The 14,044-nt window shown below is 66.9% G+C and carries 11 protein-coding genes; 6 read left to right on the forward strand and 5 right to left on the reverse strand.

Features of this window, described 5'->3' with window-relative positions:
• Positions 1–105: 105 nt before the first annotated feature.
• On the forward strand, positions 106–1,479 hold the full coding sequence (locus tag DDT93_RS25450) for a sugar transporter (protein WP_232825577.1): 1,374 nt from the start codon (positions 106–108) through the stop codon (positions 1,477–1,479).
• Between the two features lie 75 nt (positions 1,480–1,554).
• Complete coding sequence (locus tag DDT93_RS25455; protein WP_109468762.1) at positions 1,555–2,208, forward strand: ABC transporter ATP-binding protein; 654 nt, start codon at positions 1,555–1,557, stop codon at positions 2,206–2,208.
• A 22-nt stretch (positions 2,209–2,230) separates the two neighbouring features.
• Here the strand turns inward: DDT93_RS25455 and DDT93_RS25460 are convergent, their stop codons facing one another.
• The 4 genes from DDT93_RS25460 to DDT93_RS25475 form a co-directional block, all read right to left on the reverse strand.
• Positions 2,231–4,015, reverse strand: coding sequence for a glycosyltransferase (locus DDT93_RS25460; RefSeq protein ID WP_109468741.1), 1,785 nt, complete (start codon positions 4,013–4,015; stop codon positions 2,231–2,233).
• A 58-nt stretch (positions 4,016–4,073) separates the two neighbouring features.
• Positions 4,074–5,210, reverse strand: coding sequence for a hypothetical protein (locus DDT93_RS25465; RefSeq protein ID WP_109468742.1), 1,137 nt, complete (start codon positions 5,208–5,210; stop codon positions 4,074–4,076).
• Positions 5,211–5,253: 43 nt separating this feature from the next.
• On the reverse strand, positions 5,254–6,369 hold the full coding sequence (locus DDT93_RS25470) for a hypothetical protein (RefSeq protein ID WP_157960300.1): 1,116 nt from the start codon (positions 6,367–6,369) through the stop codon (positions 5,254–5,256).
• Between the two features lie 124 nt (positions 6,370–6,493).
• Positions 6,494–7,915, reverse strand: a complete 1,422-nt coding sequence (locus DDT93_RS25475; protein WP_109468744.1) for a hypothetical protein — start codon at positions 7,913–7,915, stop codon at positions 6,494–6,496.
• 202 nt (positions 7,916–8,117) lie between these two features.
• Here DDT93_RS25475 and glf point away from each other — a divergent pair, with 202 nt between their 5' ends.
• From glf to DDT93_RS25495, 4 genes are all read left to right on the forward strand, one after another.
• A complete protein-coding gene (gene glf / locus DDT93_RS25480) occupies positions 8,118–9,290 on the forward strand; it encodes a UDP-galactopyranose mutase (RefSeq protein WP_198654974.1) in 1,173 nt (390 codons plus the stop codon).
• A gap of 176 nt (positions 9,291–9,466) precedes the next feature.
• Positions 9,467–10,966, forward strand: a complete 1,500-nt coding sequence (locus DDT93_RS25485) for an FkbM family methyltransferase (RefSeq protein ID WP_109468745.1) — start codon at positions 9,467–9,469, stop codon at positions 10,964–10,966.
• 24 nt (positions 10,967–10,990) lie between these two features.
• Positions 10,991–11,977, forward strand: coding sequence for a 6-hydroxymethylpterin diphosphokinase MptE-like protein (locus DDT93_RS25490; protein WP_109468746.1), 987 nt, complete (start codon positions 10,991–10,993; stop codon positions 11,975–11,977).
• The gene (locus tag DDT93_RS25495; RefSeq protein ID WP_109468747.1) at positions 11,961–12,959 is read left to right on the forward strand and encodes a glycosyltransferase family 2 protein; all 999 of its coding nucleotides are present in this window, start codon (positions 11,961–11,963) and stop codon (positions 12,957–12,959) included. The genes DDT93_RS25490 and DDT93_RS25495 overlap by 17 nt, the downstream gene beginning before the upstream one ends.
• A 40-nt stretch (positions 12,960–12,999) precedes the next feature.
• Here the strand turns inward: DDT93_RS25495 and DDT93_RS25500 are convergent, their stop codons facing one another.
• Complete coding sequence (locus DDT93_RS25500; RefSeq protein WP_109468748.1) at positions 13,000–14,019, reverse strand: hypothetical protein; 1,020 nt, start codon at positions 14,017–14,019, stop codon at positions 13,000–13,002.
• Positions 14,020–14,044: the final 25 nt, after the last annotated feature.

Below are 14,044 nucleotides of genomic sequence, written 5' to 3' on the forward strand. Positions count from 1 at the left end.
GCGTGTCCCGGCTGGCGTTTACCCTGCCGCTTATGTAAGAAAAGGGGGCAGAATACAAACGGCTTCGCATTCCGACGGGGCCGGGACAGGCAGGAAAGCGACCGCATGAACCGCACCCCCAGGGCAGCCGGCCCGGCCGGCAAGGGAGTCCGCCGCGTCCGCCGGGCGAGGCTGCAGGAAGTCGTGGCCGACGAGGCGGTCGCGCCGGAGCAGGAGGCGGCGCCCGTGCCCGCCATGGACCCGGAGGCCCGGGCCGCGCGCAAGGCCAAGCGCAAGGCGGAGAAGAAGATGCGCAAGGCACTGGCCCGCGCCGAGGAGCAGGCCGCCTCGGTCATCGAGGTCCAGCCCATCGCCCGGCCGGCCCGGATGAGGAAGCGCCACTGGGGGCTGGTCGCCAGCTTCGTGGCACTGGTGCTGGCACCGCTGGCGGCGGTGATCCTCTACCTCTGGATCTATGCCACCGACCAGTATCTCTCGACCACCGGCTTTACCGTGCGCAGCCAGGAGAGCGGCGGTGCCACCGAGCTGCTGGGCGGGCTGGCGCAGTTCGCCGGGAGTTCGACCGTTTCGGACAGCGACATCCTCTACGAGTTCATCCAGAGCCAGGAGATGGTCGAGGCCGTCGACCGCGAGGTGGACCTGCGCGCCCATTACGCCGAGGTCTGGCCGCGGGACTGGGTGTTCGGCATCTGGCCCGAGGCCACCACCGAGGACCTGGTCTGGTACTGGAACCGCATCGTCGGGGTCGCCTATGACTCCAGCACCGGCCTGATCGAGGTCAGCGCGGTGGCCTTCGACCCCGACACCGCCCGGCGGATCACCCGGGAGGTGCTGAAACAGAGCCAGGAGCGGATCAACACGCTGAATACGCAGGCCCGCGAGGATGCCCTGCGCTATGCGCGGGAGGATCTGGAGGAATCGGTGTCGCGGCTGAAGGAGGCGCGGCAGGCGCTGACCAATTTCCGGACCCGGACCCGCATCGTCGACCCGGCAGCCGACATCCAGGGCCGCATGGGGGTGATGAACAGCCTGCAGCAGCAGCTGGCCGAGGCGCTGATCGAATACGACCTGCTGCGCACCACCACCGCCGACAGCGACCCGCGGGTGACCAAGGCGCAGCAGCGCATCGACGTGATCCGGGAACGCATCCAGAGCGAGCGGCAGACCTTCACCAGCGACAATACCGACACCGGCGCGGTGGGTGAGAACTACCCCGAGCTGATTGCCGAGTTCGAGAGCCTGACGGTGGACGCCAGCTATGCCGAGGAGACCTATCGCGCCGCGCTGACCGCGATGCAGGTGGCCCGCGACGACGCCAAGCGGCAGAGCCGCTACCTTGCCACCTACGTGGAGCCGACCCTGGCCCATACCTCGGAATATCCCCGCCGCCCGATCATCATCGCGCTGGCGGCCCTGTTCCTGGTGCTGGCCTGGTCGATCATGGCGCTGATCTACTACTCGATCCGCGACCGGAGCTGAGGGCATGGGGGGCGGCGTGGTTCCCGGAATGGAGGGCCGGCAGTGCCGACCCGCGGCGAGACCGGAGGTTTCGCCGTGATCCGTTTCGAAAACCTGACCAAGAGCTTCCGGGTGCGCGGCGAGAAGCGGGTGGTGATCGACAACCTCAGCCTGACGCTGCCCTCGGGCAAGTCGCTGGCGCTGATGGGGCGCAACGGGGCGGGCAAATCCACCTTGTTAGAGATGATTGCGGGCACCATCCGGCCCGACTCCGGGCGCATCGTCAGCGATGGCACCATCTCCTGGCCGGTGGGCTTCGGCGGTTCCTTCCACCGCGACCTCACCGGGGCGGAGAACGTGCGCTTCATCGCCCGGGTCTACGGGGTGGACACCGACGACCTGATCCATTTCGTCGAGGATTTCGCCGAGCTCGGCAAGTTCTTCCACATGCCGGTCCGGAGCTACTCCTCGGGCATGAAATCGCGCCTCGCCTTCGGCGCCTCCATGGGCATCCGCTTTGACACCTACCTGGTGGACGAGACCACGGCGGTGGGCGACGCGGTGTTCAAGCGCAAGAGCCGGGCGATCTTCGCCGACCGGATGAAGCAGTCGAGCGCCATCATGGTGAACCACTCGATGAACCAGATCCGCCAGTTCTGCAACGCCGGGGTGGTGCTGGAGCACGGCCGGCTGACCTATTTCGAGGACCTGGAGGAGGCCATCGCGGTGCACGAGGCCTCCATGCTCTAGAGGCCTCGCGGCGCCGGAGGGCTCAGGCCAGCTTGCGTTCCCAGTAGCCCGGCGTCGTCAGCTCGTCGTAGCCGCCGCGGTAGGTGTCCTTCAGGGCGTCGAACTCGCGGCGGAAGCGCAGGGTCATCTTCAGCATCTTCCAGCAGATCGAGAAGAAGCGCGCCTTGGACTGGGTGACGGTATAGGCCTTGTCGCGGGTGGCGTTCAGGTAGGTGATCTCGGCCGCGCCGAAGGCCGGGTAGACGATGCCGCGGTCGGCCATCGTCAGCATGATCCGGTCCCAGCGACGGCGCGAAAACGGCACAAGATGCCCGTTTAGAGTATAGATCCCGAGCCGCGTGCGGCGCGGGCGGGAGCGCTTGGTCAGGCGCTTCTTCTCGTGGATGGCGGCAGCGTCGACGGGGGCCCAGACCTCGGTCTGCATCATCGCCTTGATGTCGGCCCGGCGCTGCGACATGTCGATGTTGTCGTCGAAGAAACCGGGGCCGCGCATCACGTCCTCCCAGGCCAGCAGCTGGGCCTCGGCGCTCTCGTAGTGAAAGCGCAGCAGCGAGCGCATGATGAAGCGGATCGGCACCTTGGCGGTGCCGAGGGCGCTGCGCTGGAGCCCGGGGGTCACCAGGTGCTGGATGATGTGGTTGCGCAGGTCGAGGTAGAGGGTCTGGGCGCTTTCCTTCTCGGAGAAATCGTCCTGGAACGAGACCACGCCGTTCAGCGTGGTGATGTCGAAGTCGTTCATCAGCGAGAAGGAGATGTCGTCGCCGCGCACGAAGAAGGGGAAGGGGCGGTGCCGGACCTCGGCGATGGCGAAGGCGAAGAACCACCAGCCGCCGTAGAGGGTGGCCGGGCGGTTCTTCAGGGTCTCGTGCTCCATCTCGATCACCCGGGCCGGATTGCGCAGGTCGGTGCCGCAGTAGAGCGGGTGGCAGGAGCCGTCGAACCAGGCGCCGTTCTCCCACATGGCCCACTTGTGGGTGTTGTTGATCATGGCGCCCGAGACGGCGGTCCTGGGGTTTCTGGAGAAGGCCAGGAACATGTAGGTGCGGGCGATGCTCTCCATGTCGAAGGAGGCGTCGTCATCCATGAAGAGCACGTGGCTGAAGCCGGCCTTCTCGGCCTCCTGCAGGCCACGGGCAAAGCCGCCGGCGCCGCCGTAGTTGGGGTTGATGAAGGGCACCACCCTGTCGCTCGCGGCGATCCCGGCGCTGTCGCCATTGTCGACCACCTGCACGCGGATCCGGTCGGCATAGGGAAAACCGGCGAGGAAGTCTTCCAGCCGGGCCACCGTCTCGCGCACCTGTTCCTCGCGCTTGAAGGTGGTGATCGAGATGGCGAGGCTCGGCAGGATCCCCTCGGCGGAGCCGGGGGTGTCACGGGTAGCGAAGCGCCCGCCGGTGATCCGGACGCCCTTGGGGTCGAGGCAGCGGATCTCGACGAAGATCAGGCTCTGCGCCGGGCGGATGATGAGGTCGGTGAGGTCGACCACCTGCGGGCTGCCCGGCTCCAGCGTGATGATGTCGCAGAACAGCAGCTCCCACGAGCGTTCGGAGATCGCCTGCACGACGCGCAGCTCGATCCGGCCGCTGCCGGAGAGCTCGAACAGCAGGGTCTGCAGGTCGCAGGCCCGGATCCATTTCGACAGGCTGAACAGGTTGAAGTAGGTGTCCAGCGCCACCGTGCCGCCCTGTCCGAGCCAGATCGTGCCCTCGCTCTGGGAAAAGCCGGCCGGTCCGCTGGTGTGGAAATAGAGCGGATGCTCGGTGCAGATCGCCGGTTCGGGGAAGATGATGTTCTGGAGCGTGATCATGATCAGTCTCTAACAAGGGCAAAAGCCGGGGGTCCGGCTGCCCGTCCGGGGCACGGGATCAGGCGGCCTGTTCCCGTGCAAGGGTGCGGATGAAGCTGCGCAGGGTCTCGTTGGGCAGCGTGGAGAGCGGGAGCCTGGCCAGCAGGTCGGCGGTGGCCTCGGCCTCGGGGACCGGGAGGGTGCGGGTCATCTCGTCGAGATCGGGGAAGAACGGGCGGCCGATCTCGGCCGACAGCCAGTCGTGGATCGGCGCGAAACGCTCGGCAAGGTCGGCGCGGATCTCGGCGCCGAACATCTCGACATCGCGGTTGGGCACCGGGGTGACGTGCCTGTCGCAGGTCAGCAGGTACTGGCGCATCTCCTGCGCCTCGCGCGGGGGGAGGTCCTGGTTGGCGCGCCGGGCGATTTCCATCGCGGCGCGCGGCAGGCTCTCGTTGGCCCGGCCCGCGGGAATGGCGCCTGCGGGCATCTCGAGGCCGGTCTCGGCGAAGAAGTCCTCGACCGATCCGCCGCTCTTCAGCACGTCGGTGTAGTTGCGCAGGTGCAGGGTGGCGCCGGGGAAGCGGTCGCGCCAGGGCTCCACCACCTTGCGGTAGTCGAAATGGATGCCGCGGATGTAGGTCTGGAGTGCCCCGCCGTTCAGCGGCAGCAGCTTGTTGCCGAAGCGCAGCCGCTGGGCGTGCCAGGATACCAGGTACTCGTCGGGCCGCCGGAGCACGCAATAGAGACTGTATTCGGCCTCGGGGTAGATCTCGCGCACGCGGTCGATCAGCTCCGGGTGATCAGCGCCGAAGTTCGACATCACCTCGGAACAGAGCACCACCGTCGAGGGCCGCAGGAAGCGCTGCTGCATGCGCAGGGCGCGGATCATCTGGCCGGTGCCGGGCAGGAGGGGGTGCCAGTTCGGTGCCTTGCCCTTGTGGGTCTGCGCGATCATCTGGAAGGCCAGCGCGTTGTGCGGCTCGCGGGCGTTCATCGGGGTCGGCCCGGTCTGCGCCTCGAGCATCTCCGCCGCCTGATCGGCGGAGATATCCAGCTCGCCGAGCAGCCGCGCGAGGGTGAGGGACAGGCTCTCGAAATCGACCCCGGGATAGAGCAGCCCCTGGCGCATCAGCGCCACCTGGTTCTGGTAGAGAAAGCTCTGCAGCGCGGTGGAGCCGACCTTGTGATGGCCGAAGTAGAGGATGGCTTTCATGGGCGGGACCTGGTTCTGCGTGCCGATGGGAGGGGCGGGACGGTCAGGAGAGCTTGGCCTTCTTCACGTCCAGGACCCGCTTGTTGTGCAGGAACGAAGACCACTTCACCTTGGGCGCCTTGAGCATCTCGAAGATGAACTCGGAGAGGATGGTCAGGGAGCGGATCTCGGAGGCGGAGAGGTAATCCGCCGGATCGGTGGACTGGGCCTCGGCAGCGGCGCTCTCGACGGCCTGGTTCAGCTCGGTCTCGAGCAGGGGACGCCCGTCGAAGAACTCCCGGTCCATCGCCCGGGCATCCTCGAGGTAGGTCTCGCGGATGTCTTCGGCGAGGCTCCGGTGCAGGCGCAGCTTGGTCTTGGTCTCCGGCGGGGGCAGGGTGCCCAGGATGCGCGCGAATTCCCAGCCGACGGTGCGGCGCAGGTCCCGGTCGGCGCTCTGCTGGATGCGGGCCTGGAGCACCTTGAGGCGCATCAGGTCGACCATGTCGAGGGATTCATTGGCCTGGTTCGAGGCGGTGATGGAGAAGTCCTCGGTCGCGAAGGTGTGGCGGACGAAGTCGTCGACCACGGAGCCCCGGTAGAGTTCCGGGCGGATCATCGGGCGCAGCAGGAACCTGTCGCCGAAGGCCTCGCGCCAGGCACTGAAGCGGGGGAGGTAGAAGAATTCCCCGGCCTCGCGCGAGCGTTCGAAAAGACCCTGCAGGTCGCCCGAAACCACCCGGGGCGCCCCGGTCTTGGTGCGCTCGGTAAAGCTCGACAGCAGGCGGGCGGCGTGGGGGCGGACATAGGCGACCACGCGGATCTCGTCGGCGCTGTCGGAGAAGAACTCGCGGGTGACGTCCTTGAGCACCGCCGCGGGCACCCCTTCGAGGGATTCGGCGGAGATCAGGCAGAAGGGCGCGTCGCTGTTGGCGACCTGCCGGGCCTTCAGCCGGAAGGTCTCGATCGCCTCGGCCTTGGCCTTGGGCCGGTCGCCGGCATAGGCCTTGCAGTGCTGGGCGAGGAAGTTGTTGGAGATCTGGGCGGGGTAGGCCACCGGACCGTTCGCCAGCCGCACCTGGTTCTGTGCGAAGGCCAGCTGGATCGAGGTCGACCCGGTCTTGTGGTCGCCGATGTGGAAGATCAGGGTCTTCCGGCTCTGGCCGGCAGGGAAAGACATGTCGATCACGGTCCTTGGCTGTCGTGTTTTCGTCGGACACGTGCTTAGGCGCTGCGCCGGACGGGCGCAAGCACGGGGCACGTCTGCAGGAGGTTTTCGCCGACGGGTGCGGCGGCAGGGGGCCTCAGTGCCTTATCCGTGCCGCGCGCTGCTGCTGGATGGTGAGGAAGTCGTCGAGATACTGGTAGTTCGGCTGCGGCTGGCCGTCCGCTCCCGGCGGGACGGCGGCGGCGGCGAAGAGGAAGCCCATGTACCAGGGCGGCCGGTTCGGCTGCAGCTGCTGGCGGGTCGGGGTGCCCTGGACCAGGCCGAAGGTGGCGCCGCGCACGCCGTACTGGCGGAACAGGTCGTAGGCCTGCAGGATGAAGTGGTCGATGTACCAGTCCCGTGTGGCGAAGAAGTCGTCCCATTCCGCCTTGCTGACCCCCGCGTTGCGGCGGCAGCCCTTGGCGAGGGCGAAGACCTCGCAGGACATGTAGTCGTGGATGGTCTCGTTCGCGTCGCGGCTCCAGCGCTTGGCAAAATGCGGCCCCAGCCGGTCGCCTTCCTCGATGGCCTGCTTCATGCGCCAGACGAAGGTGAACTCGGTCACCACGATCGGCTTGGAGGTATGCTCGCGGGCGAAGGCCAGCGCCTTGCCGATCTGGTTGACGTTGACGACATGGGTATGCATGTCGACCCCGTCCACATAGGGCGCCGTCTCGGCGAAGTCGAGCAGCGCCAGAACCGCCGGCTGCCGCTGCATCTTCTCGGTGTGGAGCCGGGTGAATGCCCCCATGTAGAGACTGATTTGGTCGCGCAGCCCGCGGTCGACGAGATAGGCGTCCACGTGCTCGGTCAGGCGCTGGTAGAAGACCACGATGGGGATGCCGCCATAGGCCTCCTGCGGGTGCCAGTCTTCTTCCAGCGTGTTGACGAAGGGTTCGTTCCCGGTGGTCAGGATGTCGACGTGGGGCGCCAGCTTGTCGAGGATCTGGAGGTCGAGATAGGCGAAGAGGTCCTTTTCCTCCTGCGAGCCGGGCAGGGGGGGATGGCTGCCGCGGGCTTCGAAATCCCACATCAGGTTCAGGATCGCCCGGCGCTCCCCGGCATCGGCGGCGGCGGTATAGGTGTCCCAGTCGGCGAAATCCCAGCGCTCCAGCTTGGCCTGGTTCTGCACCTTGCCGTCGTGCTGGTCCTTGTAGGTCAGCACCTCGACGTTGGAGCGGATCCAGGTGGTGCCGGTGCGGGCCAGCAGGGCCGGGTCCAACTCGCCCGGCTTGCGGTTGGTGTTCACGCCCATGAACTCCTCGAGTTCGATGCAGTCGTGATAGCGGTAGGAGGCGTTGCCGCTCAGCCCGTCGGCCCCGCAGCTGCGCGGCTGGGCGAGGGCGGCGCATTCGGAGCCGAGGGGGACGCTGCGGGCGCTGTAGAAGACATGCTGCTGCCCCGCGCCCAGCGACAGGCCGTCGAGGCTGCACTGCCCGCCCTGCGCGGCGCTCGCGCCCGGCTGGAGGGCGATCAGGGCCGCGACCAGCACGGCAGGCAGAAGGGGGGTCGGTCGCATCGGGAAGACCCTTTCGGGGGAGGAGCGGAGTCCCGCGCATGATACACCGGAGCGGCCCCGCTCAAACAGGCGAGGATGCGGGCGGCGGAAATCCGCGGTGGCGCGCGGCGATCAGGGCCCGAGCAGGGCCCGATCAACCATTGAGCCTCGCGGCTGTTTTCTATTTAAGCGGTTCGTGAATTGAGGTCGCGGAAGGATGGGCATGTCCAGGGGCAAGTTCTTGATGGTGGGCGCGGGGCTTTCGGGCGCCGTGATCGGGCGGATGCTGGCAGAGCAGGGGCACGAGGTGACCGTGGTCGACAGCCGGTCGCACATCGGCGGCAACTGCCACACCGAGCGCGATGCCGAGACCGGGGTGATGGTGCATATCTACGGGCCGCACATCTTCCACACCGACGATGCCGAGGTCTGGGACTACGTGAACGGCTTCGAGCCCTTCCTGCCCTACAAGAACCGGGTCAAGACCACCTCGATGGGCGTCTCGGGCGACCGCGAGGTCTATTCGCTCCCCGTCAACCTGCACACCATCAACCAGTTCTTCCGCAGGACCATGCGCCCCGAGGAGGCCCATGCCTTCATCACCGGGGAGCAGGCCGATACCTCGATCGAGGATCCGCAGACCTTCGAGGAACAGGCGATGCGCTTCGTGGGCAAGGACCTCTACGAGGCCTTCTTCAAGGGCTACACCATGAAGCAGTGGGGCTGTCACCCCTCCGAACTGCCCGCCTCGATCCTGAAACGCCTGCCGGTGCGCTTCAACTACGACGACAACTACTTCTTTCACAAGTTCCAGGGCATGCCCGAGAACGGCTATACCGCGATGATCGGCAAGATCCTCGACCACGAGGGCATTACGGTCAAGTTAGAGACTGTTTTCGACCGCTCGCAGGCCGATGAGTACGACCACGTCTTCTACTCCGGGCCGCTGGATGGCTGGTTCGACTACGAGCTCGGCCGGCTTGGCTACCGCACGCTGGATTTTGAGCGCTTCACCCACGAGGGCGATTACCAGGGCTGCGCGGTGATGAATTACGGCGAGGTGGATGTTCCTTACACCCGCGTCACCGAGCACAAGCATTTCGCGCCGTGGGAGAGCCACGAGGGCTCGGTCTGCTACCGCGAGTTCAGCCGTGCGGCGGAACCGGGCGACATTCCCTACTACCCGGTGCGCCAGGTCGAGGAGAAGGCGCTGCTGGCCGACTACGTCAGGCTGGCGGAGGAGACCCCGGGCGTGACCTTCGTCGGCCGCCTCGGCACCTATCGCTACCTCGACATGGACGTGACCATCCGCGAGGCGCTGGACACGGGCCGGGCCTTCCTTGCCGACCTGGGCGAGGGGCGGGCGCCGAAAGCCTTTTACCAGGCGCCGCTCTGAGGCGGGCGACCCCCAAGATGTTGTGACGGGCGCAGGGCAATTCCCAAGTCTTGAAGCACATGGCGGTTTCTGGATAGTGTCCGGCGACACCTCCTGTCCGGGGCTTCGGCGCGTTGGCCCCGGTGCCTCCTCACCCACCGCCGCCATCGGCTGACGCAGCCGGGCAAGAGAGCAAGATGAGAAATTTTTTCTACAGGTTCGGGATTTTCCGCTTCATCTACCGCACCGTATTTGCCGTGCGCCAGCGGACCCGCAAGTCGCTGCTGCTGATCGAGGAACAGGGGCAGACCCTGGGCGGGCTGCGCGACGAGAGCCTGCGCCGCCAGGATGAGCTGGCCCATGCGGTCGGGGGGCTGCGCGAGGAGGTCCTGTACGCGCTGCGGGAGCTGCGCGACCGGGTGGAGCAGCTGGATCACGGCCAGAAGGAACGCGGCGATTTCCTGTTCCAGGCCCAGGAGGCGCTGCGTAGCGATCTGGGCAAGGCGCTGAAGACCCCGGGGGGCGAGGATATCGGCCGCCTGGTCGGGCGCGAGCTGAAGGCGCTGCGGGAGTCGCAGGTGAGCGCGGCGGCGCTGCAGGGTCTGCAGGACCAGCTGACGGCGCTGAAGACGCTGGAGGCGGAGCGCGGCGATTTCATGCACCAGCGCCACGAGGCCTTCGAACAGGACCTGCGGGCCCAGTTGCAGAAGGCCCGGCGCGAGACGCGGGAGATCCAGGAAGAGGGTCTGAAGCGCATCCGGCAGGAGGTGGCCACGGCCCGGGCCGGCGAGAAAGAGACCCTGAACAAGGCGATCGCGGAGCTGGGCAAGGGCACGGGGGCACCCGCGCAGGTGGCGGAGCGGGCGCGGCTCGAGGATTACGGCCGGCTGTTCGGCGGCAAGGCGGCCAAGCTGCGGCGGATCCCCAAGCTCAAGGACGCGCTGAACGACTACAACCTGCTGCTGGAGGAGGGCGAGCCCTTCCGGCTGTGGGGCTACGAGATCGGCTATCTCGACCGCAAATCGCTCTGGATCCAGCTCAACGAGCTGGTGTTCCGCGAGGAATACCATTTCTCGGAGGATTTCGACGCGCCGCACCGGATCATCGACGGCGGTTCGAACATCGGGCTGTCGCTGCTCTTCTTCAAGGCGGTCTACCCGAACGCGGAGATCATCGGGTTCGAGCCGAACGAGGAGTGCTACCGGGTCGCGATGGAGAACATCACCCGCAACAAGCTGACCGGCGTGACCCTGATCAAGGCCGCGCTCAGCACTGAGACGGGGCGGCAGACCCTGTTCCTCGATTCCCGGGACAGCATGGCCGCGTCGCTGGCGCCGCGGGAGATCACCGAGGACCTGAGGGACAGCGCCGTGGAGGTGGAGACCGTCGCGCTGGCGGACTGCCTCGACAAGCCCGTCGACTTCCTCAAGCTCGACATCGAGGGCAGCGAGGCCGAGGTGATGAAATCCGTGCGCGACAAGCTGGACGGGGTTGGCAGCATCTTCTGCGAGTACCATTTCGGCAAGGGCAACGGCGGTAACAGCCTCAGGGACATCATCGACGTGCTCGACGACGCCGGGTTCGACTACCAGGTGGCGAAGTCGGTCTGGTTCGGCGATCATTCCGAGTACCGCCCGCTGCAACACGTCGGAGAGAACTACAGTGGCGTCGTCTATGCCAGGAAACGCGGCGACTGACCTGCCAACCGAAGGGTGACCGTTATGCTGAAGAAGATGTTCCAAGGGACGCCCGCCCCGGTCGCGGACGCGGCCCCGCCGTCCCCCGAGGTGCCCGCTGACGTGCCGCCTGCCGCCTCGGCCGAGGCGCTCTTCGGCGGTCGCCTCGAGGCGCTGGAACGGCGGCTGGCCGGGATGGACGCGCTGGAGGACCGGCTGGCCCGGACCGAACAGACCCTGCAGAACCGGACCAACGAGCTGAACAGGCTCAAGTACAACGCCACCCTGGTGTCGCGGACCATGGAGAGCGTGTTCCGCGCCATGTTCGGCCGCAGCCTGCAGGATTTCGCCGGGATCCACGCCGGCGAGCGCTGCTTCGTGATCGGCAACGGGCCGTCGCTGAACAAGATCGACATGACCCGCCTCGCGCACGAGATCACCCTGGGCTCGAACCGGGCCTTCCTCGGCTTCGAGCAATGGGGCTTCGTCTACAATTACTGGATGCTGCAGGACCGTGTCCTGGCCGAGCAGAACGCCGCCGAGATCGCCGAGCGGATGCCGGCCGAGGTGGTCAAGTTCCTGCCCTACACGATCCTCAAGCACTTCGACGTCTCGAAGCTGGAGAACCTGGTGCCGGTGCACCTGGACTATACCCGGCAGTGTACCTTCTCGAACGATCCCTCGGCCCTGCACGAGGGCTTCACGGTGACCGTGGGCCTGTTGCAGATCGCCGCCATCATGGGCTGCCGGCAGATCATCCTGGTCGGGGCCGACCACAACTACCCGATCCCGGACGAGAACGTGAACGCCGACCGCAAGTGGTCGGGCAAGGGGCTCGAGACCCATTTCTCGGCCGCCTACACCAACCACGAGAACGGCCAGGTCTGGGAAATGCCCGACGTCGAGAAGATGAACCGGGCCTATGACGCCGCCGCCCGCTGGGCCGAGGAGAACGGCATCGAGATCCTGAACGCCACGCCGGGCAGCAAGCTGAATTCCTTCCCGAAGGTGGACTATGACAGTCTCTTCTGAGGCGGCGGCCCCGGGCGGGGCGGAACCGGCGCCGCTGATCTCGGTCGTGGTGCCGGTCTACGGCACCGAGGTCTACCTGCCGCAGTGCCTCGACTCGATCCTCGCCCAGACCCATGCCAACCTCGAGGTGCTCTGCGTCGACGACTGCTCGCCCGGCAACGCGGCGGAGATTATCAGGGACTACGCGGACCGGGATGCACGGGTGCGGCTGATCTCGCACGCCGAGAACCAGGGGCTGGGATCCGCCCGCAACACCGGGATCCGGGCCGCCCGGGGGGCGCTGATCGGCTTTGTCGACAGCGACGACTGGCTCGAGCCCGAGATGTACGCCCGGCTGCTGGAACTGATGGAGCGCGCGCAGGCCGACATCGTGCAATGCTCGGCGGCGCGGATGTCGGAGGGGCGCAACATCGGCTCCTACCCGGTCTCGGGCGGGACCCGGACCCGCTACACCATCCACAGCATGTTCGGCGAGGGGCCGACCTTTGTCGGCGCGGCCTGGAACAAGCTCTACAAGACCAGCCTGTTCCTCGACAACGACATCTTCTACCCGGACATCCTGTTCGAGGACGTGGCGACCACCCCGCGGCTGGTGCACTGCGCCAAGCGCATCGCCAGCCTGCCCGAAAGCTACCTGAACTACCGCTACCGCGACGATTCCATCGTCAACGACATCAGCATCGCCCGGGTCGAGAAGCGCATCGACGGGCTGTTCTCGGCGATGATCATCCTCGCCGGCTACTTCGCGGCCCGCAGGGCCTATTCGCTGGAATTCGTCCTGAACTTCCGCCGCTACCTGATGCCCCAGCTGGAGCGCAACATCCGCATCGCGCAGGAGGTGGAGGACCGGGGCGAGGCGCTGGAGCGCTGCCTCAGGGCCATCGAGGTGCACCTGATGGGGAGCGACCCGGGGGTGCGCTACTTCTTCCCCGACCAGGTGAAGGTGATGCAGGGCTTCCGCAACCGCACCCGGCCCGGCTGAGCCCGGCGGGGCAGGGGCCAGGTCAGGGGGTAGGTCCGGGTCAGGCCGCCTCACAGAGGTGGCGGTAGTAGAGCCTGCTCGCCAGCCAGGCGACGTCGCCGGCATGGCGGCGCGGGGCCTCGACCAGGTCGGCCAGGCGGGCAAGGTCGACATCGGAGAAGTCGTCGAGCCAGCTTTCCAGATCCAGGGCGTTGTCGGGCAGGCCCGGGTCGTCGAAGACGATGCCGTGGGCGCTGCGCAGGTAGTCGAGATCGGAATGGTCGGCGTGCCGGACGAAGCGGGCCGGATCCACCGCCCCGGTACCCGCATACAGGCTCTGCAAAGAGGAAATCAGCTGCCGCCGGGCCCGGACCAGGGACTTCTCGCCGTAGAAGCAGGGGTTGGTCCGGTTGAAGGTATAGAGGATCTTGAGCGCGGAGGCCGAGAGGCTCTCGTTGCGGCTGGTCTCGGTGACCCGGTCGGGATCCATCCCCGCCTGGGTGCAGAAATCGCGGACCACGCTGCCGCCCTCGAGGTGCCTGCGGTCGAAGACCCGGACCCGGACCCGGCCGGTTCCGAGCAGCTCGTCGTAGGTCTCGAGGCAGTTCCGGTAGCCGGGGCTGATCGAGGCCTGCACGTTCTTGATGCCGCTCTTGACCCGCTCCTGAAAGGCGGAGGCGGCGAAGGACACCGGCGCGCGCACGTAGCAGAGCACCTCGATCTCGCCGAGGTGGCGGCGGGCGAAGTCGATCAGCTCGGTCTTTCCGGCGGGGTCGATCCGGCTCATGCTCTCGCCCGAGACCACCAGCGCCGCGCGGTCTTCGCGCGCGAGGTCCTGCTCGAAGCGGTCGCGATAAGCCCGGCGCTTGTCCTGCACCTGCGCCCGGGTCAGCCCGTGCCGGCGCCAGATCGCGTAGGATTCGGGCGCCTCGGCAAAGGCGGTATACATCGCGTCGGAATGGTTCGGCATGTTGAAGCGGGCGTAGAACAGGGTGCCGTCGTCGTAGCCGTCGACCGAGGCCTGTATCGAGGAGGACCCGGTCTTGTGGGTGCCGATGTGGAGAAGGAGACGCTCAACCATTCGCGGTGTCTTTCGTTCTGGGGAC

It is taken from the genome of Albibacillus kandeliae (assembly GCF_003116585.1).
Classification (GTDB): Bacteria; Pseudomonadota; Alphaproteobacteria; order Rhodobacterales; family Rhodobacteraceae; genus Albibacillus; species Albibacillus kandeliae.

Coding starts and splice junctions, on each gene's coding strand:
- DDT93_RS25450 (WP_232825577.1), top strand. CDS start 106: ATGAACCGCACCCCCAGGGCAGCCGGCCCGGCCGGCAAGGGAGTCCGC.
- DDT93_RS25460 (WP_109468741.1), bottom strand. CDS start 4,015: ATGATCACGCTCCAGAACATCATCTTCCCCGAACCGGCGATCTGCACC.
- DDT93_RS25465 (WP_109468742.1), bottom strand. CDS start 5,210: ATGAAAGCCATCCTCTACTTCGGCCATCACAAGGTCGGCTCCACCGCG.
- DDT93_RS25470 (WP_157960300.1), bottom strand. CDS start 6,369: ATGTCTTTCCCTGCCGGCCAGAGCCGGAAGACCCTGATCTTCCACATC.
- DDT93_RS25475 (WP_109468744.1), bottom strand. CDS start 7,915: ATGCGACCGACCCCCCTTCTGCCTGCCGTGCTGGTCGCGGCCCTGATC.
- glf (WP_198654974.1), top strand. CDS start 8,118: ATGTCCAGGGGCAAGTTCTTGATGGTGGGCGCGGGGCTTTCGGGCGCC.
- DDT93_RS25485 (WP_109468745.1), top strand. CDS start 9,467: ATGAGAAATTTTTTCTACAGGTTCGGGATTTTCCGCTTCATCTACCGC.
- DDT93_RS25490 (WP_109468746.1), top strand. CDS start 10,991: ATGCTGAAGAAGATGTTCCAAGGGACGCCCGCCCCGGTCGCGGACGCG.
- DDT93_RS25495 (WP_109468747.1), top strand. CDS start 11,961: ATGACAGTCTCTTCTGAGGCGGCGGCCCCGGGCGGGGCGGAACCGGCG.
- DDT93_RS25500 (WP_109468748.1), bottom strand. CDS start 14,019: ATGGTTGAGCGTCTCCTTCTCCACATCGGCACCCACAAGACCGGGTCC.